14 protein-coding genes and 1 tRNA gene are annotated in these 23,342 nt (G+C 39.4%); 3 read left to right on the forward strand and 12 right to left on the reverse strand.

Features of this window, described 5'->3' with window-relative positions:
- Positions 1-41: 41 nt before the first annotated feature.
- The 3 genes from BLR37_RS08510 to BLR37_RS08520 form a co-directional block, all read right to left on the reverse strand.
- A complete protein-coding gene (locus BLR37_RS08510) occupies positions 42-1,337 on the reverse strand; it encodes a hypothetical protein (RefSeq protein WP_090767156.1) in 1,296 nt (431 codons plus the stop codon).
- A gap of 489 nt (positions 1,338-1,826) precedes the next feature.
- Positions 1,827-1,901: transfer RNA gene (locus tag BLR37_RS08515), tRNA-Arg, on the reverse strand.
- Positions 1,892-2,137 carry a GIY-YIG nuclease family protein gene (locus BLR37_RS08520; RefSeq protein ID WP_090767159.1) on the reverse strand — a complete coding sequence of 82 codons (246 nt, stop codon included), beginning with the start codon at positions 2,135-2,137 and terminating at the stop codon, positions 1,892-1,894. The genes BLR37_RS08515 and BLR37_RS08520 overlap by 10 nt, the downstream gene beginning before the upstream one ends.
- Positions 2,138-2,429: 292 nt before the next feature.
- Between BLR37_RS08520 and BLR37_RS08525 the strand changes: the two genes are divergently transcribed.
- Entirely contained in the window at positions 2,430-3,152 is a 723-nt protein-coding gene (locus BLR37_RS08525) for an SDR family oxidoreductase (RefSeq protein ID WP_090767162.1), read from the forward strand.
- An 81-nt stretch (positions 3,153-3,233) separates the two neighbouring features.
- Here BLR37_RS08525 and metG read toward each other — a convergent pair whose 3' ends face one another.
- Entirely contained in the window at positions 3,234-5,342 is a 2,109-nt protein-coding gene (gene metG / locus BLR37_RS08530) for a methionine--tRNA ligase (RefSeq protein WP_090767166.1), read from the reverse strand.
- A gap of 40 nt (positions 5,343-5,382) precedes the next feature.
- Here metG and BLR37_RS08535 point away from each other — a divergent pair, with 40 nt between their 5' ends.
- Both BLR37_RS08535 and BLR37_RS08540 read left to right on the forward strand, forming a co-directional pair.
- A complete protein-coding gene (locus BLR37_RS08535) occupies positions 5,383-6,282 on the forward strand; it encodes a S66 peptidase family protein (RefSeq protein WP_090767169.1) in 900 nt (299 codons plus the stop codon).
- Position 6,283: 1 nt separating this feature from the next.
- Positions 6,284-6,691 carry a DoxX family protein gene (locus BLR37_RS08540; RefSeq protein WP_039474257.1) on the forward strand — a complete coding sequence of 136 codons (408 nt, stop codon included), beginning with the start codon at positions 6,284-6,286 and terminating at the stop codon, positions 6,689-6,691.
- A gap of 79 nt (positions 6,692-6,770) precedes the next feature.
- On the opposite strand, the gene BLR37_RS08545 is transcribed toward BLR37_RS08540, so the two are convergent.
- From BLR37_RS08545 to BLR37_RS08580, 8 genes are all read right to left on the reverse strand, one after another.
- Positions 6,771-8,222 carry a RagB/SusD family nutrient uptake outer membrane protein gene (locus tag BLR37_RS08545; RefSeq protein ID WP_090767172.1) on the reverse strand — a complete coding sequence of 484 codons (1,452 nt, stop codon included), beginning with the start codon at positions 8,220-8,222 and terminating at the stop codon, positions 6,771-6,773.
- 11 nt (positions 8,223-8,233) lie between these two features.
- Positions 8,234-11,380, reverse strand: coding sequence for a SusC/RagA family TonB-linked outer membrane protein (locus BLR37_RS08550; protein WP_090767175.1), 3,147 nt, complete (start codon positions 11,378-11,380; stop codon positions 8,234-8,236).
- 653 nt (positions 11,381-12,033) lie between these two features.
- Positions 12,034-13,398 carry a RagB/SusD family nutrient uptake outer membrane protein gene (locus BLR37_RS08555; protein ID WP_090767178.1) on the reverse strand — a complete coding sequence of 455 codons (1,365 nt, stop codon included), beginning with the start codon at positions 13,396-13,398 and terminating at the stop codon, positions 12,034-12,036.
- 11 nt (positions 13,399-13,409) lie between these two features.
- Positions 13,410-16,415: a SusC/RagA family TonB-linked outer membrane protein gene (locus tag BLR37_RS08560; RefSeq protein WP_090767182.1), complete on the reverse strand. Its 3,006-nt coding sequence runs from the start codon at positions 16,413-16,415 to the stop codon at positions 13,410-13,412.
- 159 nt (positions 16,416-16,574) lie between these two features.
- Positions 16,575-17,279, reverse strand: a complete 705-nt coding sequence (locus BLR37_RS08565; protein ID WP_090767185.1) for a hypothetical protein — start codon at positions 17,277-17,279, stop codon at positions 16,575-16,577.
- 108 nt (positions 17,280-17,387) lie between these two features.
- Positions 17,388-18,320 carry a BT_3987 domain-containing protein gene (locus BLR37_RS08570; protein ID WP_090767188.1) on the reverse strand — a complete coding sequence of 311 codons (933 nt, stop codon included), beginning with the start codon at positions 18,318-18,320 and terminating at the stop codon, positions 17,388-17,390.
- Between the two features lie 7 nt (positions 18,321-18,327).
- A complete protein-coding gene (locus BLR37_RS08575) occupies positions 18,328-19,926 on the reverse strand; it encodes a SusD/RagB family nutrient-binding outer membrane lipoprotein (RefSeq protein WP_090767191.1) in 1,599 nt (532 codons plus the stop codon).
- Positions 19,927-19,937: 11 nt separating this feature from the next.
- Positions 19,938-23,084: a SusC/RagA family TonB-linked outer membrane protein gene (locus BLR37_RS08580; protein WP_244154624.1), complete on the reverse strand. Its 3,147-nt coding sequence runs from the start codon at positions 23,082-23,084 to the stop codon at positions 19,938-19,940.
- Positions 23,085-23,342 lie beyond the last annotated feature (258 nt).

Here is a 23,342-nt window from a genome sequence, read left to right on the forward strand (position 1 = left end):
TATGCGCTCTTTTATTCAGAGCGCATATCGATCATCTTTCCTTATTTGTACAATAGGGAGAAAGGCAGCCCTACACTTATTCCAAATGTTTTCTTCGGACTGTGGTCTACCTCATTTTTATAGTTGTTTACATTATTTAACCTATACTGCAGTTCAATATTGATCGGCGTAGATTTTCCCTGTATGGCTAAGGGCAGACCAAAACGCCAGTTTTGTGGACTATAGTCTCCCCAGTTTTTTTCATAGCGGATACTGATCCCTGGCTTTATGAGCGTGTTTGTAAACGGGGTGATATAAACCAGTTGAAAATTGAAGTTAGTGGTCATAAACTCTGAGTAGATACCTACGAATGCGGGATTAGTTTCGATCAGGGCAAGATTAGTCTGGGCCGTCCCCGGCACCTGGCTATACAGCCCGTAATCTACATTTGTCATCAGATCTGCATTGGCCGAGTTGTTCTGGAACCGCTTTATCCATGGCGAGAGATAAAAACTGCCAAGCCTCGAATTCTGAAAGAGGTGGGTATATTGAAGATTGATTTCCCAAAGGCGAAACCTGGTTGCCTCAAAAGCGGTAAGGTAATTGGGTGAGATGTATTTACTCGCTTCTGTAACAGGAGTAAAACCCCAGGCAGATATCCACCCTGTTTGCATCCAGGTATAGGATTTATTCTTTTCAATGTAATCCGCTTCGGCAATACCTACGGCATCATAAGCATCCCTTTGTTTTTTTCGGAGTTCCCTTGGGCTGAGGTCCTCTGTTACCGGCAAGGTAACATTGCCCGTTAAAGTTGTCACGGGTTTGTTCTGTTTATCATCTTCTGCTTTGTAGGCGCTTGCTATTTCTTCATATTTTGTTTTTCTCAGGATATCCAGATTGGTCTTTTTTCCATCCAGAAAGTTCATCGTTCCAAAAGGTAGCAGGTAGGTCAACTTAAGCCCTGCCCTAATCGTTCCCTGCCACTTGTCGTTTTTATATAGGGTTGAAAAACTGTTCTTAGCATCTGCTTCTACTACAGGGTTAATCAGGAGCATTAGACTATTATCATCATATTTAACCGGGATGTTAAAACCCAGGTTAAGCTTTTCATTCTCGGTTGATACCGAGGCATAGAACTTGGCAAGAGAAAGATCAGATACTCCGGTAAGATAACTAAGTGTCTTTCTCTGCAGGAATACATTCAGGCCGGTAGGGGTAATGAGCATGTCGGATTTTTTCTCCGTTGTGATCAGTTCTTTTTCCAGGCCCGAAAGGATGGATTTGTTGGTGATCTGCCCTGAAGCTGATATGCCACTTGCCAAGAGCAAGATCAATACGTAATGTAATTTTCTTTTCATTTGATTTAGATGATGTTGGTTTAAGCGGTGGTTGGTGGGGCTTTAGTACTTATCCCCTTATGTTGTAAAACTACTTAGCCGCCTGTTGGAGTACAATACCTAATACTGAGTATATCTCTAGTCCTGTTATTTCCGGAAAATATTCTCTTCGTTCAGGCTCCTGAAGTATTTTTCTGCCACTATTTAGCACGCGCTCAAATCCAGTCAATACATCCTTGTGGATATTTTCTCGGGTGAGAAATTGCTGGTCAGTACCAAACCGCTATGTATTTATATATCGTCAGGCACTCTTACTCAACATACTGTCCATCAATATGTTGAACCCTTACTCATGGGTGTCTTTAGGAAGTTTAGGAAACTTCTATTCCCTGTCCGACTAACGTCAGTCAGGCGGGTATCCGTTGAACTGCGGGGCCAATTATTTCAAATACCAGGCAATAACTACATCCTATAAAAATAAAAAAGCCCACCTTACGATGAGCTTTTCCTTGGTAGCCCCGAGCAGAATCGAACTGCTATCTAAAGTTTAGGAAACTTCTATTCTATCCGTTGAACTACGGGGCCATTTTATTTTTCAAATATCGCCTCCCTGAGGCAGACTTAAAATATTTTTCTCTTTTAATCGCTTCTTCCCTGATAGGAAACGCTTCATAATAAAAAATTACGAAGGGCAGGTAAGCCTTATTTGATTTCGTCTTACCAGCGTTATGCTCTTTTAACCGTTTATCTAAATCCTCACAATGACCTTTATAAAAATAATCAAAGTGTTCGCTTTTAATTACATATGCAAAGTAACTCATAACTCGTGTTTAGGTAACTTCTATTCCCTGCCCGACTAACGTCAGTCAGGCGGGTATCCGTTGAACTACGGGGCCATTTTACTTTACTGCGGGCAAATATAACAAAAGTTTTGGCTCAAGTAAAGCCATTTTAACAAGCAATATGATAAATTATCAGCCTTCAAACTAACATAGCTATCAGCTTGTATAACCAGGCTGAGAAAGATATTATTACCTCACGAAAATACTGTACTACTCACCATAATAAATCTTTTGAATAGCCTCATCTTTGTCTCATCAATTTATAAACAACATGAAATTAGCAAATAATAAAATCCTGATTACTGGCGGCGCAACAGGTATTGGTCTGGGGCTAGCCGAAAGGTTTATACAAGAAAACAATACGGTAATTATCTGTGGCAGGCGCGAATCGGCTTTACATGAAGCAGCAGCAAAATTACCTTCAGTGATTACCAAAACGTGCGATCTATCGCATGAAGCAGGTAGAATTGAGTTGTACAATTGGATTGCAGAAAACCATAGCGATTTAAATGTACTGATAAATAACGCGGGCATCCAGAACTGGATGAACATCGGGGATGATGATTTTTACGAAAAAGCAAGTGATGAAATTACCACCAACGTTTTGGCGCCCCTTCATTTAACCAAACTATTTACCCAGCTGGATACGTTGGATACCATTATCAATGTTACCTCCGGCCTGGCATTTGTTCCGCTTTCTGCCGTACCGGTTTATTGTGGAACGAAAGCTTTTATGCGTTCTTTTACCCTTTCATTACGCCACAGTTTAAAGGACTCGAAAATAGAAGTGATTGAGATGATTCCACCAGCTTTAAACACTGATTTAGGTGGTAAAGGCATTCATGATGCACATCCTGCAGTGAGCGATTTTGTGGAGTCGGTATTTGAACAGATGAAAGCAGGAAAAACCGAATTAACTTTTGGTACAAGCGGGGATCGGGCAAAAGCAAATAATGATACCATAAGCGAATACTTTAACCGCATGAATCCTTAATTCGACTTTGGTATTTAAACAAAAAGCCATTTGATCCGCTTTAGATCAAATGGCTTTTGTATTTTAACAGTAGATAGCAGATTATCTGATTACGCTACCTTCCTGAAACTTATCGGCTGGTGCCACAAAGGTGAGTTTACCTTCGGCATTTTCTGCCATTAAGATCATGCCCTGCGATAAAATCCCTTTAATTTCTCGCGGGGCCAGGTTTACAATCATGCTCACCTGTTTACCCACAATATCTTCGGGTTTATAGTATTCGGCTATGCCCGAAACTACCGTACGCTCATCAATTCCGGTATTAACAGTTAGCTTTAAGAGCTTTTTGGTTTTTTCTACCTTTTCAGCAGCTACAATAGTGGCTACACGGATATCTATTGCCGAGAAATCATCAAACTGGATATTTTCTTTCGCTGGTGTTGCCACCGCAGCACTTGCGGCATTGCTCACTTTGCTCTGATTTAATTTCTCGATCTGGAAATCGATAGCCGCATCTTCTATTTTCTCGAATAAAAGAATGGCTTCGCCAATTTCGTGACCGCGTTTCAACAGGGTAACCGTTCCGGCGTCTTCCCAGTCATGGCCGCCGTTTTTAAGCATGTTCATGAGCTTCTCAGCAGTGAAAGGCAGGAATGGTTCGATTAAAATCTGGATATTGGCAGCAATCTGCAAAGCAATATTCAGGATCGTCCTTACCCGGTCTTCGTCGGTTTTAATCAGTTTCCATGGCTCGGTTTCGGCCAGGTATTTATTACCCAAACGGGCTACATTCATTACTTCGGCCAGAGCCTCCCTGAAGCGGTAATTTTCGATAGAAGCCGATATTTTAGCCGGATAACCTGCCAGCTCATCAATTACGGCCTGATCTACCGCTGTAATTTCCATACAGGTAGGTACCGAACCACCAAAATATTTGTGGGTAAGTACAACCACGCGGTTTACAAAGTTGCCCAATATGGCTACCAGCTCGTTATTGTTTCTGGCCTGAAAATCTTTCCAGGTAAAGTCGTTATCCTTGGTTTCGGGTGCAGTAGCGGTTAACACATAACGCAACACATCCTGCTGCCCTTCAAACTCCCTTAAATATTCGTTTAACCATACTGCCCAGTTTTTAGAAGTCGAGATCTTTTGTCCTTCGAGGTTTAAAAACTCATTTGCTGGCACGTTATCGGCCAGGGTATATTCGCCATGGGCCATTAACATGGCAGGGAAAATAATACAGTGGAAAACAATATTGTCTTTACCGATAAAGTGTACCAGTTTGGTTTCATCACTTTTCCAGTACTCTTCCCAGCCGCATTTATCGGCTTCGTAACTGCTGATGTAATATTCTTCTGCTTTAGGGTTCCAAACATCAAGTTTGGCATAGTTACACAGCTCTTTAGTGGCCGAAATATAACCAATAGGTGCATCGAACCATACGTACAGCACTTTACCTTCGGCATCGCGCAAAGGTACGCGTACGCCCCATTCTAAATCGCGGGTCATGGCGCGCGGCTGTAAACCTGCATTTAGCCAGCTCTGGCATTGCCCGTAAACATTAGGACGCCATTCTTTATGGCTTTCGATATAAGCCCTTAAACGTTCTTCGTATTGATCTAAAGGTAAAAACCAGTTTTTGGTTTCCTTTAAAATGGGTTTATCGCCCGAAAGGGTAGATTTAGGATTAATTAAATCGGTGGCATTAAGTGTAGAACCGCAATTTTCGCACTGATCGCCGTAAGCATTTTCGTTACCACACTTAGGGCAGGTACCGGTAATGTAGCGGTCGGCCAGAAATTGCTTAGCCGTAGCATCATAATATTGCTCGGTAATTTCTTCGGTAAACACACCTTTTTTGTACAGGGTTTCGAAGAAATCGGCCGCTGTTTGGTGGTGCGTAAGTGATGAGGTACGGTGATAAATATCGAACGACACGCCAAATTCTTTAAACGAATCGCCAATAATTTTATGATACTTATCTACCACTTCCTGAGGGGTAATACCTTCTCTTTTGGCTTTTAAAGTAATGGGTACGCCGTTTTCGTCAGATCCACAAATGAACTTTACATCGCGTTTATTCGACCGCAGGTAACGGGCATAAATATCGGCAGGAATGTAAACACCGGCAAGGTGCCCAATATGAACCGGTCCATTGGTGTATGGAAGCGCTGCGGTTACGGTATATCTTTTTATTTTACTATTATCCAAAACAATTTTTATTAATTTGGCAAAGATAAGTGTTTTGAAGATGATTAAGCAGCCCCCGTATTTAAAAAAAGGAGATAAGATTGCGCTGGTTTGTCCGGCAAAGAAATTACCCAAACCGATTGACCACGCCATAGCGCTTTTAGAAAGCTGGGGACTGGAAGTTATTTTGGGCGATAGCGTATATGCCAGTCACCACCAGTTTGCCGGAACCGACAAGCTAAGGACAAAAGATATTCAGCGTTTTTTAGATGATCCATCCATCAAAGCCATTATTGCCGGCCGCGGAGGTTATGGTACCATCCGGATTATTGATGAGCTTGATTTCAGCACTTTTGAGCAGCATCCGAAATGGATAGTTGGTTTCAGCGATATTACGGTACTGCTTTCGCACCTGATTGCACAAAACAACACCCAGTGTATTCATGCGCAAATGCCTTACACTTTCGTCGAATCGACCGAAGCGGCACTGATATCTTTACAAAAGTCGTTATTTGGCGAAAAACAGCAGTACGATTACCAGAGCACTTTTAAAACCCGGTCGGGAGTAGCTACCGGCACTTTAATTGGTGGCAATTTAACTTTGCTGGCCATGATGCAGGGCTCGGTTTCGGAAATGGATTACAATGGTAGAATTCTTTTTCTGGAAGATGTAGGCGAACACGAATACAGCATTGACCGGATGCTGCGCATGTTAAAAAGGGCAGGGAAGCTGAAACACCTGAAAGGCCTGATTGTAGGTGCCTTTAACGAAATTTCGGAAGAAAAAATTTCATTCGGTCAAACTGCCGATGAAGTGATCTGGGATATTGTAAAGGAATACGATTACCCCGTTTGCTTTAATTTCCCTACAGGACATATTGAAAATAACCTCAGCATGGTTTTAGGGGCCGAGGTAACCTTAAAAGTAGAAACAAACAACGTTCAATTTACATATTTATAAGATGGCTATTTTAGATAATTTAGGGAAGTACAGAAACACAGGAATTTTACTTTTGCGCCTCGGTATTGGGGTGATGTTTATTATACACGGTTTTCCGAAACTGGCGGGTGGCCCTGATGGCTGGACGGGCTTAGGCGGCAGCATGAAGGTAATCGGCATTAATTTCTTACCTATTTTCTGGGGCTTCATGGCCGCAGCTACCGAAACCTTCGGCGGATTCTTATTAATTGTAGGCCTGTTTTATCGCCCGGCATGTATTTTACTGGTATTTACCATGATTATAGCCGCTTTGGTTCATTTTGGCAAAGGCGATGGTTTAGCAGGCGCCAGTCATGCCATCGAAATGGGCATTGTATTTTTCAGCTTGATTTTTATCGGCCCGGGAAAATACAGCGTGGATAAGAAGTAGAAATTTTTAATCGAGTACAATATAAAAAGGGCTGACAGTTAAGAAACTGCCAGCCCTTATATTTTCGAACAGGTTGGAATTAGTTCTGTACGATAAGTTTATTATTTTGAACTTCTGTTGAAGAAATTGGCCAGATATAGCCTGCAGTATTGAACGGGATTGCTGGTGCACTACCCTGAGTACCACTCTTCGCGGTAAAGCCTAAACCCAGTCTCATTACATCCGGCGATCTGAAGCCTTCTCCCAATAGTTCAATCCTTCTTTCAGTAAGGATGGTATTTTTGAGATTAGCAGGCAATAAATCGGTAGCCGGAAACACATAACCCGGGTTAGATCTTTGTCTTACTGCTGTAAGTAAGGCAATAGAGCGAACAGGATCTGATGTTACTGTAGCTTCGGCCAGGTTTAAAAGTACCTCGGCATACCTGATTACAGGGATATAATCGGTATATGGCGATGGTTTTTTAAATTTTGTAAGCCAGGTATTTGTGCCCACCACAGCGGTAAGCCCTTTTCTGGCATCAGTAGAGGCCGAAGCAAATGCCGCATTAGCCAAAATTCCTGTTGGGTTAAGGAAGAATTCCTGGTTACCACCTGCCGATTCTACATTATAGTAATAGGCCAGCTGGTTTTGCGTACCAGGTGCATCTAAATCAGCCATTGGCAGTGATAGCATGGCCTCATTTCCAACGTAACTTCCCGCAAATACAGTAGCAATATTGGTTTCGAGTTTATTTGCAACACCCGATGTAGCAGTAAAGGGAGCGGTTGGGCTTACAATTTTATTAGCCTCAGTAACTACCGAAGCAAGATTACCCATAGAAAGATACACCCTTGTTTTAAGCCCTATAGCTGTATTGCGTGATGCACGGGTAGCAGCAAGCGTTAATGCCAGGTCTGGCTCAGCCTCGTTAAGATCTTTTAGAATCTGTGTATACACTTCAGCAACCGTACTTCTTTTTAAATCGTTCCCAGTCAGATCTTTCTCGCCTTTTAATCTGAGTGGCACACCTAAACTTGCACCATTATCGGTAACGTAAGGTTTGGCATAGAGCTGAAGCAAACTATAATAACACAATGCCCGGGAGAATTTAGCCTCAGCAACATATTGTTTTGCAACTGCTGGTGTCAATATGGAGGCATTGGCTGCTACCCCTTCAATTACCAGGTTGGCCCTGTTAACAGCCGCATAAATTGCCCCCCATAAGTTCACTACCTCATTGGTACCAGAAGTTACGTTAAATCTCCAGGTATCAAGTCCTGTAACGCCGTTAGGCTTATTTACAATAAAATCCTCTCCACGAATATCATTATAGATTAAATAGCGTCCACCATAAAACTGGCCACTTTTTACGCCTGCATATATCCCGTTTACCTGAGATAAAATCCGTGCAGGTGTAGAAAAAGCGTCTTCTATTGGTAATGCAGTATCTGGAGAAGTATTTAAGAAATCCTTTTTGCACGATGTTGCAAATACAATTGGTGCTGCAATAAAAAGGTATTTTAACTTATTATTTAATTTGATTTTCATGATCAATAGTTTTAAAATCCAACATTAATACCGAAAGTAAATGTTCTGCCTGAAGGAACTGAATTTCTGTCAACTCCTGGAGCAAGGTTTCCACTGTTTCCTGTTGCAGTAGAGTTACCGTTTACAGAAACCTCAGGATCAGGACCAGGATAATTGGATATAATCCACAGGTTACTCGATTGTGCATATACCCTGATATTAGAAACGCCATATTTGCTCAACAGGCCTTTCGGAAGGGTATAGCCTAAGGCAAGATTTCGAACCTTTAAGAAATTTCCGGAGAAAACATTTTGCGATTGTGCAAATGCCGATCCATTTGAAGTATTATCGCCATAAACCAGTCTTGGAATATCGGTTACCTGACCAGGGGTTGTCCATCTGTTCAGTACATCTTTTTCGTTATTCCAAAAGCGTTGGTCGCGCAATCCCGCTAATGAGCCATAATACAACTTATTACCTCCTGAGAATGTAAGCCCGATGGTTAAGTCAAAGTCCTTGTAACGGAAATTGTTATCTAAACCACCAAACCATTTCGGAATAGACGGACCATCTATCACCGCATCTAAAGAAGCATCAATTGCAGGAGCATTGGTTCCGGCGTTTGGACCTTCGAGATACTGATAACGGGCAGCGGTAGCACGTTGAAAGCTAAATCTTAATTTTTCACCAAAGCGGTTAATAAAGATTCTTTCGCCGGTTGCCGGATCAACCCCTGCAGTTTGAACGGTATAAATTGACCCAATCGGATAACCTACCCGGGTAATATTGGCTGTTTCTAAAGAAGTGGCACCAAAAACATCGGCGTTGTTGTTACCTAGGGCAGTTACTTCATTTTTGAGCGTACTGAAAGTGAATATTGTTGACCATGAGAAGTTTTCCCGATCAATATTTTTCGAATTTAGCGTAAACTCAAAACCTTTATTATACATTTTACCAATATTGGTTGTTATGGCATTTCCGGGAACACCTTTAGATGGTGCCTGAGGCGCATTTTGAACCAGGTTATCGATGTTATTGTGATAATAATCCACATCAAGAGAGAAACGTCCTCCCAGAAACTCTAAATTAATACCCACATCGGCCTTTTTACTGGTTTCCCATTGCAGATCAGGATTACCCGCTTGTGAAAAGGTCAAAGCCGGATCGGCTCCATACAAGCCTGGGCTATACAGGAATAAAGATGGATAATTACCAATGTTGATATTTCCTACCTCACCATAGCTTCCGCGAATTTTAACCCTTGTTAACACCTTGCTAATTCCAGAGTTTTTGTAAAAATTCTCTTCAGATATTGCCCAACCTGCTGATGCTCCTCCAAAATTACCATACTTATTTCCCGAAGATAAACCTGAATAACCATCACGACGGAATGAACCGCTTAAGTAGTACCGTTTTTTATAATCGTAGTTTAAGCTTCCAAAGTACGAACGGAAAGCATTATTACCCTGAACCAAACCTGCCGGCGTGATAATACCGAAAGCTCCCTGATATACTTTGATAAAAGGATCGATTACATTTTGGCGGGTAGCACCGTATCCATCAGATTTGGTATACTGATCTTCAGCACCGATTAATGCACCCAAAGAATGATCGCCAAAAGTGTTCGAATAATTTAAGGTATTAGACCAGTTCCACCTGCTGTTTTTAACATAGTTACTGGTTGCACCTCCATTGTAAGATACTCCATCACCCTGAATCCGGTTTACGAAAGAATTATTATCAATCTTCAGGTTATCGATGCCATAAGTGGTTTTAAACGTTAATCCTTTAACAATTTGTATAGAAGCATAGGCGTTGGCAATTAAACGGTCACTTTCTGAAGTATTGCGGTCTTCATTAACCAACACTGCTGCATTCGGGAAGTTAGAGGCAATGGTATTGGCACCTAAGCCTACAGCAGAGCCATTAATATTGTACGATCCATCTTCATTATAGGCCGCTACGTTTGGTGGCAGTACAATGGCTAAACGGCCTAAACCAACGGTAGAGAAAGTTTGCCCCGGTAATGACCCTGTATTAGGTGCGCGGTTTAAGGTATTACTGTAAGAAAAATTAGTTCCGATGGTTACGTTTTTAAATAATTTGTGATCGAGGTTTACCCGGCCGTTTTTCCTTTCAAAAGAGTTGCCCAGGATAAAACCATCCTGATTGGAATACCCGATCGAAACATAGTAAGAAGTTTTCTCGTTTGCCCCTGAAAAATTGAGGGCATGGTTTTGAGCAGTTGCCGTGCGGTAAGCGTAATCATACCAGTTGGTTTCAACTTGCGAACCATCTGATCTGTTTTGCAGAAAAAATGCCGGTGCTAATCCGATATTCGTTCTTGCTTCATTTTTGATTTGTACATATTCTGCCGCATTCAGTAAAGGTGTAAGATTTTGTGCCTTTGTAGAACCCACCCAACCTTCATAATTGATTTTGGTAACCCCTTGTTTTCCTTTTTTAGTTGTGATTACAACTACGCCGTTGGCTGCCCTCGATCCATAAATGGCTGATGATGCTGCATCTTTAAGGATATCAATCGATTCGATATCTGAAGGATTAATATCACCCAGTGCATTACCCGCTGCACTATTTGCAGACTGATCGCCGGTGAATACCGGAATACCATCAACAATAATAAGCGGATAGGAACTCAGCGAGATAGAGTTAAAACCCCGAACCCTAAACACAGGTGGATTATTTAATACCCCGTTAGGCTGGATAATGTTAACACCCGCAGCTTTTCCTGCCAATGCCTGTTCGAAACTTTGTACAGGCAGGTTTTTTAATTTCTCGCCACTTACACTCGCAATAGAGCCGGTTACATCTCTTTTAGACTGCGTGGTGTAACCCGTAACTACCACATCTGACAATGTTTTGGAATCGCTGATTAAATTCACGTTAATTGTTGTTGCGCCGCCAACAGCTTTGGTTTGACTGATGTAGCCGATAAACGAGAACTCTAGCGCTGTAGCCCGGCCCGAAACCCGAATGGTATACTTACCATCGGCTCCGGTTGTGGTTCCTCCGGTTGCACCTTTAATTTTAACACTTACGCCTGGGAGTGGTAAGCCATCCTCCTGGGCCATAACGGTCCCTGTGATTGTTCGGTCTTGCGCCATTGCAGAACCTGCAATAAACAGCAAGAGGAACAAACTTTGTAGAAGTTTTTTCATAAAAATTTAGTTTAATTAATGATAGTTGATTAAAGCTTTTGGTATGTAGTTATCTGTTTTATTAAAATGAAACAACATTGTTTTATAACAACTAGCCGGAAAGTACATTAGGCGCAAATTATTAGCTAATCAGCAAATGTCATTCACGTTCAGGGTAGCCCTGTAGCAGTCAGTTATAAGATTAATCTGAGTAGGTTGGAGGGAATGGTTACGGCACTTCATTGGCCGCAATTTGGCCTTCAGTTGCTCTGTATTGGGCAATTGCACAGGTTGCAATATACCCCAACACGAACAACTCTTGCAGGAGTTTTTTCATGAATTAGTTTTAGTTTAGGTTAATAATACCTCAATATAAAACTTAGTATCATGTAATGCAAATTTTACACAAAGAAATTTTTTGATTAAATTTTCCTTTGTAAATCAGTGCCGGAACTAAAAATTGAAAAATATGCGCCGATATGCATCAAACACATAAACAAGGAGTTAAGATACTATACAGGCAAATTATAATTAAACAAATAAGATACAATTAGATTAAAACAGGATTAGAAAAACTAATGGTGTAATTGATTATAAACTGCAGTTAATTATAAAAAATAAGGCAAAAAAAAACAGGCCTCAATTGAGGCCTGTTTTTTTTAAGAAGTTGGCGATTAATTATAGCCAGGGTTATTTGGTAATAATAAATCATTTGTTGTTATCGCATCTTGTGGGATCGGATAAAGTTCGTCATTTGCCGTTCTTCCCTTAGCCTCTAAAAATACGGTAGCCATTGATTTAGCTGAATTTGTAGGAGAAGCTGTTCTTCTCATATCGGTCCATCTTGTACCTTCGAAAGCAAGCTCAACTCTTCTTTCCTGCGTAAACGACTGCTGGGTAACAGTTGTTAAAGCAGCTAAACCTCTTTTCGTTCTAACGTCGTTGATTCTGGATAAAGCCACTGCATCAGTTCCATTATTAGAACTCATAAACTGTGCTTCGCCAGAAATTAAATACATTTCAGAAATCCTAAGGATAGAGAATGGCAACGCACCATTACCAGAAGGATCTTGATATTTTTTACAATACCAGCCTGGGTTTGCAGTAGGAGCCACAATCTGCTGAATAGACGCAGCTTTTCTTGTATCGCCTGCCTCATAAGCATTTACCAGACTTTGGTCTACAGGAAGTTCTGCACGGCCACCACCTGGCATAGTTGGGTGCTGTAAGAAATAATCTAAAGATTGTTGCGCTTCTGTAGCAGTAAAATTCAGTTTAAAAATATGCTCTGTAGAAACATATGGTGTTGTGAATATAGAAGCATAATCAGAAGTGATCTGGAATTTTCCAGAATTAATTACCTCATCTGCATATTGTTTTGCCAACGCATAGTTTTTACGGATTAGGTAAACGCGAGCCAATAATGCTTTCGAAGCCTGCATTGAGGCAAATTTAGCATCACTAAAATCAGTTCCTGCATCAATACTAGCTTTTAAATCGGCAATGATCTGATTGTAAACTTCATCAACACTATTTCTTTTAACCTTTACCACATCTCTGTTAAATACAATTGGCACCGGACCAAAAAGTGTAACGAGTCTATAGTAGGCATAAGCCCTTAAAAAATAGGTTTGGGTTAAAAGAGGTTTCTTGGTTGCATCAGGAATTGATCCACTATTTAAAATTTCAAGCAAATCATTAGCTCTTTGGATAATAGCAAAAGGACCAATAAAGTACCTTGCCACCAAAACATTATTTGTTAAAATAGCATTGTTATCAACCTCACCATGCTGGAAGAAAGTTGCCCTGTAAACAAGGTTATCTGCCGATAAATCTTCTGTAGCATAACTTAAGTAATAGTAACTTGTGTTTCCGGATTGCAGCGCATCATAAATGCCATTCAGCAATTTTGGTGCTTCAGCCGGGCCAACCACTTCTGGAGATAAAGAAGCGATGGGATTAACATCTAGCTGTTTTTCACATGATGTGAAAACAGTTAGTCCGATAGCCATTAAGGCAAAAATTATTTTATTTCTCATCTTGTTTTTTTCTATAAACCAATATTAATCCCGAAAGTGTATGATTTAAACTGAGGAATACTTCCTTGATCCACACCAGTATTACCAACAGTAAAATCTGAAGAAACCTCCGGATCAAACCCTGTGTATTTCGTAAAAGTCAATACATTGTATCCTGTTGCATATACGCGAACATTTGATAAATGCAACTTGGTTGTAATAGATTTTGGAAGGTTGTAACCCAGAGTAATATTCTTTAACCTTAGGTAACTTCCATCTTCTAAGAACCTCGACGAGCGCTGAGTGTTATAAGTTCCTCTTGTACCGCCAACTGCTCTCGGATATTTAGAATCAGTATTTGTTGGTGTCCATCTGTTCTCATAAACATCGCGCAAAATGTTGGTAGCTGGAGCTGAAGCTGATACAACACCTCCTAAACTTGCCCAACCACCAGTTCCTTCTGCACCTAAGTTATAGATATCGTTGCCATAAGAATATTGGAAGAATACATTCAGGTCAAATCCTTTATATGAGAAATTGTTGGTGATACCACCGTAGAATTTCGGAAGAGGGTTACCTAAAAATTGTCTATCATCTCCTGTAATAGTACCTGAGTTATTAATATCTTCATAAAGCATATCTCCGGTATTTTTATCAACGCCTAAAGATTTGATTAAGAAGAATGCGCCTAATGGTTGACCAACAGCTGTTCTTGTTGCAAAAGATCCATCAATTGGCTGATCATTATATAATGCTGTAACTTTATTTTTATAGGTAGAAATGTTTAATGAGGTATTCCATTTAAACTCATCTACAAGGTTTTTACTGCTGATCTGGAAGTCAAAACCATGTCCTTCTAAACTACCGATATTTTCCAAAATTGTAGTAAAACCAGTAGTACTAGGGATTGGTCTGTTTAACAATAAGTCTTTGGTTTTCTTTTTGAAGTAATCGGCATTGATTTCAATCCTGTTGTTTAACAAGCCTATTTCTAAACCTAAATCGAACTGATTAGTGGTTTCCCATTTAAGATCAGGGCTACCAATGGTGCTTAATGCAAAACCTGGGGTATCATTATAGTTAAATCCGCCGCCAATTAGCCTTCTTGAAGTAAAGTTACCAATTCCTTCCTGGTTACCGGTAGAACCGTAACTTGCTCTCAATTTCAAGAAACTAACTACTGCGTTATTTTTCAAGAAATCTTCTTCACTGATAATCCAGCCACCCGAAACAGATGGAAAATAACCATATCTTCCTTTAGTTGGAATCTTCGATGAACCATCTCTTCTGATTGAACCACCTAATAAATATTTACCTTCCCAAGCTAAATTTAACCTGGCCAACATCGATTCAATTTTGAAATAAGTCAAACTTGCAGTACCACCAGTGATTTGTGCTGCAGAAGTTACATAAGGTGTAGCATCTGAAGGGAAATTTGATCCATCTACACGGTTGTTTGATTGATTATTCCATTGAAATTCGTAAACTGCAGTACCATCAACGTTCAAACGGTTATCAAATAAATTTTTATTATAAGATAATGTTTGTGTGGCAAGATAGTTTTCAGTTTGTACATAACCAGAAGATGCCGATCCGTTTGATCCTTGTCCAGACAATGAAGTTATAGGATTATAGGTTCTTTGGTCAAGGTAAGTATAATCGATACCCACCGCTGATCTGAATTTTAATTCTGGCAGGATTTTGAACTCTGCAAACGTTGAGTTAAAAATATTAGAAAGATTAACATAGTTTACAGACTGGAACATGTGCACCGGGTTATTATAATCGTTGGCCGCAAATGTACCGTTAGCGTTATAGATCGGCTGATCTGGTCTGGCTACCAAAGCACGGGGGAAAGGAGAGTAAATGCTGTTATCTACAGGCGATTCTTGTCTGTAAGAACGTGAAAGCGCTATATTACTTCCGATTTTGATAAAGCTATTAATATCATGTGTAACATTTGTTCTCAATGCATACCTTTTAAAACCACCGAAGCTAAGCGCTCCATCCTGATCAAAATAGTTTAATGAAGTGTAAAACTGTGTTTTTTCACCTGCACCAGAAGCAATTGAAAGCTGGATATTGTTTGTTCTTGAATCATGATTCAAAATTTCATCTAACCAATTTACATTTGCTGTCGGGTTGTCGATCTGAGCCTGGGTAAACAGGGCACTTAAACCAGCGTTAACTCTCGCCTCATTATACATTGTTCTGTATTCAGAAGCATTTAGCAGATCGCGGGTTTTAGTTAGTGATTGAGCACCTGTATAAGCCGAAACATTTATGGTCGATTTTCCCGATTTGTTTCCACCTTTTGTAGTGATGATAACAACACCGTTAGATCCGCGCGAACCATAAATGGCTGCCGAAGCTGCATCTTTCAACACGTCAACAGTTAAGATATCCTCAGGGTTAATATTCGCTAAAGCAGAAATACCAGCACCTGCAGATGAAGGTGTAGTACCACTGTTGCTTGGTAAAATTACACCGTCTACAACATACAATGGGTTGTTTCCTGCGGTGATAGAAGACCGGCCACGAATATTAATAGAGATTGGCGCACCAGGTCTGCCTGATCCGGAAGAAATCTGTACACCGGCCATTCTACCCTGTAAAGCCTGTGCAACACTAGGAACAGGTTGTTCCTTTATCTCTTCGGCGGTAACACCAACACGCGCTGATGTTACATTTCTCTTAGATTGAGTTCCATAGCCTACTACTACAACATCAGTAAGTGATTTGCTATCCTCAGATAAAGCAATATTTACTGTATTAGCGTTACCTAAACTGATAGATTGGGTAATATAGCCCAGGTAAGAAAACTCAAGGGATACATTGTTCCCGCTTACCTCTAATATGTATTTACCTGCTGAGGAAGTAACGGCACCTTTGTTTGTGCCTTTAATTTTTACATTTACCCCTGGAATAGGTAAACCGTCTCCTTTTGATGTAACCGTACCAGTTATCGTTCGTTGTTGGGCAAATGCCGCAAACGATACAAATAACAATACGAACAAACTTTGTAAAAGTTTTCTCATAAAAAAATGTTAGTTAATAATTTCGCAATGATAGGATATATTATTATGTAAGACAAATTTGACACTAAAAGGACCAAAATCTTGACTTTTGACTGATATAAAATAAAAAAGCAATGGCTATCAGCCATTGCTCACGCTATATAAAAAATTGTGTATAAATTAATAAACCCAGATAAATCTTTGTTTTATTCCTGGTTTCTGTGCAAAATCGATTCTGGCTTTAACAGAAAATACTGATGCATAATTTTTTCCATTATAGCTTGATGGTATCCAATCGATATCAAATGCTTTCTCGGCAATAATTAAACGTTTGGTAACCGGTATACCATCTGCAACATAATGGGCCTCATAAGTAGCTTTTCCGTTTTGATCGATATTGGTTACCAGATCTGCATCTAATGTACCATCTGCACTTTTATTTTCTTTTAATACTACACGCCTTAATTCCGTACCCAATAACGATATATATTGGTCAATTGAAGCGATGGGCACAGGTATACTTGCTTTTTCTTTTACAAGAGGGTCATTTGTTGCAATATCAACTTTAATGCGGTTAATACTAATGGTATCTAAAAACAAGAGCTTTTTAAGATCGTAGTTATACCGTAAAAACACATTACCATTATTATTAAATGCGTACCAGTTTCCTGATCTGGAATTGTCTTTATATACACCTCTTAAGAAAACCTTATCCTCATCCTTTAATACTGAATATGTGCCTTCAAACTTCTTTGAGTCATTCATTGCATATACAACCTTAGTTTGATCAGAAAGAATTGAAGTTTTTTGTTCCTGGGCATTGCTAACTTGTACAGTAGCAAATAGCGCCAAAGCAGAAAAATAAATGTTTTTGTAAATATTCATAACAGAGCTGATTAGTTATCTAAATATACAAAATAATCTCCCATTTTAGACAAACAAAAATGCCCTTTGAAGATATCTCCAAAGGGCATTTACTTAATATTAGAATTTCTAACGCGATGATTTATATTTAATAACTAATGAATAAACCCTTTTTGCAGCCGTTTGATTCCAATCAAAGTTTAGCGTGAATGTTTTCGTTGCAGGATCATACTTGTTTACAGATCCAGGAATAATAGCAAGTGTTGCATTACCCAACGCTTTCATCGTTACCAGATTTGTAGCCGGATCTACTGTTGCCTGAAGGTTATCAATACCACCCACACCTGAAGAACCACCGGCCCATCTTAAGTTTCCAATCTGAACAGTATTAGCCCCAACCGTAGTAAGAGTTAGGTCAGGATTAGTAGAAGTATTACCATTTAAAGCATCACCAGTTGTAGGCGTTGTAGGATTACTATAACGTTGTACAAAACTTCCAGCCTGCATAGCATAAATACCATCGTAAGCATTTTTTGCACTCACATTTAATAAAATAGTATTGAAGTTCCCGCTTATAATGCCAGATGACGCTGAAGTTATGGTCAGTGGTAGCACTTCCGAAACAGCAAAATTAAAAGTTGAAGGCTTTAATAAAACATTGAATGTTGCCTTACTTGTTCCTGCCTTAATCACAACCTCAGTTGCCGAAAGTGTGTAGCTTGTAGGCTGAAGAAGTTCATAATGACCACCTGTTGCGGTATTATATTCCGTGATTTTTGAAGCGGCTCCCACAGCAACCTTTACGGTAATATCCTGAGGTGCTGTAGCTTCCGGACCCGAATAACTAACCGTAACTGGTAAAGAAGGAGTACTGGCTGCTTCATACGCAAACGAATATAAAGGGTACGGAGTGCCATTTTGAACAATCTGTGCTGGGTTGGCAAACTCAATAACATTGTGGCCTTTGGCAGGATCCAATATCATCGTATCATCCTTTAAGCAAGAGCTTAGAAAGGTTATTGCGAGTAAAGCCGCTATAGATTTAAAAATATTTTTTTTCATGTCTTTATTAATTTAAGTCCCAAAAAATACGAGAACCAAATAATGTAACTGAAGGAACATTTGTAGGGTTCAGGTTATACTCCGATTGAGGGTAAAGTACTCTTCCAATCAATTTATCAGGACGAGTAGATACCGATTGTTTAGATGCGAAAGTTAAAAGTGGATCTTGTGATCCGTTAACAATCGTAGGATAAGTTGTGCGTTTAAACTCATTGAATGCTTCGTCACAATGAATCATGTTCATCGCAATATACTTTTGAGTAATAATTGCCTCAATCTTTTGCTCGTTGTTTGTGGCAAGATCAAAGTTTGCCAATCTGCTTGTGTTATTCGTAGTTAAATAGGTTGTAACATCTGCATTTACATTTTTACTGGCATCAACAACATTACTCTGATTTTGATATAAATAGTTGAATGAAGCCGTTATACCAGCATTAAAAGCAGTCTTAGCATCGCCTGTTAAATACCCTCTTACATAAGCCTCAGCTTGTAAAAAATAACTTTCTGAAGCTAACATTAACGATTGACCTTGAGAAGGTCCTTTGGCAACTCCCAATCCTGGGGTATTTGCATCAACACCGGTAAACCATGAAGTAGATCCTGCTGGAGGAACCTGAGAAGAAACCGTATTCTCCTCGCCCAACTGGTTAACAGCTGTACTAGGGAATCCTCTGAAAATTACACCACCACGTCCCGGGTCAGAAAGTTTTGTACCATTATAAAATGAGAATATCCATCTTGTTGGAATCGCTTGACCTTGCGATCTAGCATTATCAGTACCGAAAGCCAAACTACCATAGTTAGGGTTTTGTTGACTAATACCTTGTGAATTTATTGCCTTAACATAACCAGGATTAACCAATGCATCAGTAGTCAAAAATCCAACTGTTGTATTTAAAGCGGCAAATTCAGTAGTTGTGTAAGACTGTAATGCTGTTACACCAGCCATTTTAATTAACAACCTTAATTTAAGCGTGTTGGCAAATTTTTTCCATAAATTCATATCACCTTTAAATAATGGATCTGCACTCGCCAATACCTTATTTGCGGTTGTTCCCGCCTGGGCAGTGGTAATTGCATTAATAGAGGCTGTTAATTGCGCAACTAAATCTTTGTAAATATCTTCAGCTTTATCGTATTTCGGCGCCAAAACCGAATTACCTTTTAATGCTTCACTGTAAGGTACATCATTGTACTGATCAACAACCTTAGCAAAAACATAAGCTTTCATAATTCTGGCTATTGCAGTAGAATAAGCCAAACCTGGCGTAGCTGCTGTATTATCAATTACATATTGGTAATCCGTTGCATTATCGTAAGATGACGAAAATCCGGTTACAAAACTTCCTGCAGTATAGGCATAAGTTACACCAGATCCATAACCACCAACCCCGTAAATGTTAGCGGCAAAACCACCAGGAAAGTAGTATGCACTGTTTAATGATTGCGTAATAGAAGCTGTACCAACAATTGCCTGTGGTAAAACAAGCGCTGGAGTAGCCGTAGTAGCATTATTTGTATTTGTATTTATATCAAGGTACTTTTTGCAGGAAGAAACCCCAACTGCAACAGCACCTATCAATAAAAGGTTTATAATCTTTTTCATATTAATGTATGTTAAAATGTTAATGATAATGTCGCTCCGTAGAATCTTGCCGGAGGTGTTTGGCCTAAGTTAACAATACCGATACCATTATTATCAGAACCAGCAGAACTGTATTCTGGGTCTGTGTAGATGTTTGTTTTAGGTGTCCAGATAAATAGGTTTCTGCCTTGTACACTAATACGTGCTGCTTTTACATATTTTAAATTTCCAAGAACAGATCTAGGAATATCATATCCCAAAGAAAGCTCTCTTAGTTTCCAGAATGCTGCAGAGTAAACATAGTTAGTACCAACGGCAGTATTGGTTGGTCCGTTAGTCCAGAAATCTACCCCTCCGGTTCTTGTGGTAATGTTGGTATTTTCAACATAAGTGTTAGTAGCCGGATCTAAATAAGAAGAGTTTGGAACAACAAAACGTTCACGGTTAAAATAGGTTGTTCTGATACCAGCTCCAGAAAAATCATAGCTGCCAGAACTTTGTGCCATAACAAAACCACCTCTGTATTCAAATAAAGCAGCCAGGCGGAAACCTTTAAATGAAGCCGCAGCATCTAAACCTAAACGGTGTTTTGGTTCGGTGTTACCTAATACGAAAGTACCTGTAGTAACGCTAGGAAAACCAGTAATACGATCTACAATAATTCTTCCTTGCGGATCTCTAACATAATCAGAACCTTTCAAAGATGGGAAAGATTGACCTTCAATAGCCCAAACGCCCAAACCAGTGGTTGCAGAGCCCGATAATGAAATTTGGCTCAAACCATTACCAATTGAAGTAACTTTATTTTGATTGTAAGTATAGTTAGCACCCACAGAAATTTCCAATCCATTTACAGCATTTTTAACTGGAACTAAACGAAGAGATGTTTCGACACCTTTGTTAGTAACTTCACCTGTATTTGTTAAAAATGAACTAAAGCCCGTTGAAGTTGCCACATCAATAGGCACCGTCTGATCGGTTGTGCTTGTGTTATAATAAGTAAACGCTCCTGTAATTCTTGATTTAAATAAAGCAAAATCAACACCACCTTCATAAGCCAAGGTCATCTCAGGTTTAATATTTGCTGATACAATTCTATTACCCAATGTATATCCAGGGATACCGTTGAAAGGGTAACCATAAGCTGATCCGAAAGTTGGCAATAACGAATATGCACCAAAGTTAGAGCTGTTACCTAAGTTTACGTTACCCACTTTAGACACACCACCTCTGATTTTTAAAGATTCAATTACTTTAGAGTTTTTTATTGCCGGAATAGCATCAGAAGCAATAAACGAAATATCTGCCGATGGATAGAAGAAAGATCTGTTTTCAGCAGATAAGATCGATCTCCAGTCATTTCTACCAGTTACGTGTAAGTATAAATAGTCTCTGAAACCTAAACGTAAATCTCCATAAAGACCAATTTGTCTGGCTTTATAATCCGCTTCTGAAGCACCTGAATTACCTAAACCATTGTTAATGTTAAAGAAGCCGCCTTGAGCCAAACCTCCATTAGTATTAACATTCACAGTTTTATATGTATTCTGTCTGATTGTACCACCAGCAATTACATTTAATGTAAAATCTTTAGATAGTTTTTTAATGTATTGAGCAATGAACTCGGGGTTAATTTGAGTATTAAAACCTGAAGACTCACTTACCGAACCAACAACATTTGAGAAGTTTGGTGTTTCTGCTAATCTGTAATCCGAGTAAGTAAATTTATCGGTTGTAGATTTGTTGGCGAAACTACGGTTTGATAAACTCGCTCTAACCAATAAAGACAATTCTTTAATTGGGTACCACTTTAACTGCACGTTACCGGTTAAATAATCGTTACGGCTTAGACTTCTGTTATTGCCTAATGCAAAGTAAGGGTTTTGGTAGTATTCGTTATAATATCCATCAGGAGTAGAGAATGGATCGTTTTTATAATCACTATATCTGGTTAAAGGAATCTGACCAGGTGATTGTAAAACGTTATCAAAAACCGTAGCAATGGCGCTTGATTGGTTGTAACGGTTTTGAACGTAGTTGGCATTGAAACTAAAAGTAACATTGTTACCTAAATTGCGCTCACCATTAACACGCATAGTAAACCTGTTATATTTATCGCCTGGCACGGTACTTTTTTGATCAAAATACTGACCAGAAAAATAATAAGTTCCTTTATCGTCGCCAGAAGAAACATTAAAATCAGTTTGATTTGAATAACCTGTCTCCCAGAAAGCATTTTTGTTTTCATCTGCATTAAATGAATAAGGTACAGATTGAATCGAACCATCAGCTAAAGGCTTACCAATCGGGCGAACAACACCATCAAAAGCCGGACCATATTGCTGATTTTCGAACGGTGTATAGCTTGGCACATCATCGTTACCTGTACCAGAACCAAAACGCTCTTGTAATTGAGGTAAGAAGCTTACCTGCTCAACGTTTGTAGTGTGGCTCACATTAATTGTAGAAGATCCTCTTTTACCTTTTTTGGTTTGGATAATTAATGCACCGTTAGACGCGTCTGATCCGTAAAGAGCAGCAGCACCAGCACCATTTAATACCTCGATGTTTTCAATATCCTCTGGGTTTAAGTTCCCTAAGATATCACTAGGTACAATTACGTTATCAACAACAACCAAAGCCTGGTTGTTACCTAATAATGAGCGGTTACCACGTAAAACTAAACGTACACTTGGGTTAACACCACTACTTACAGCGTTTACCTGTAAACCAGCAACTTTACCGGTTAAGGCACTCGCTACGTTAAAAGCTTTACCCTGAGTTAACTCTTCAGCTTTTACCGTAGTAGATTGGTTACCTTGCTGACGACGCTGAATAGTAATACCCCCTGCTGTAACCACAACTTCATTTAAAGAAGTTACATCCGATTGTAAAACAGCATTTACAACATTACTTGCCGGGATAACGAACTCTTTCGATCCGTAACCTAAAAAGGTTACCACAATTGTTTTTCCATTAGCAGGAACTTTTAGCGAGAATTTTCCGCTTGCGCCGGTTTGAGCGCCTAAATTAGGGATTTCTTTTACCCTTACTGATGCTCCTGGTATGGGAAGTCCATCTTCTTGAGATGTCACTGTACCAGTTACTGTTCTTTCTTGAGCAAACGCAGAAAATGCGCAAAGCACAAGAATGAACAAACTTTGTAGAAGTTTTTTCATAATTTGAAAATAGGTTAGTTAATGATTATTTAATCGCTAAAATAGAGTTAGTTACGGTTAACACCAAATTTATTTTAACAATTTTTAACACTTTAAACAAAATAATGCTATAAAGTGGCTAAATGGCGTTTAAACGCACATAATAAACTATAAACTAGTGGTTTAGTTTGAAAAATTCGCATGATTAAGCATACATAATTTATAGTTATTGTTAAATAATACCTCTGTATTCTGCCCATTCTTCAATCTGCTTAACAT

This window comes from Pedobacter soli, assembly GCF_900101435.1.
Lineage (GTDB): Bacteria > Bacteroidota > Bacteroidia > Sphingobacteriales > Sphingobacteriaceae > Pedobacter > Pedobacter soli.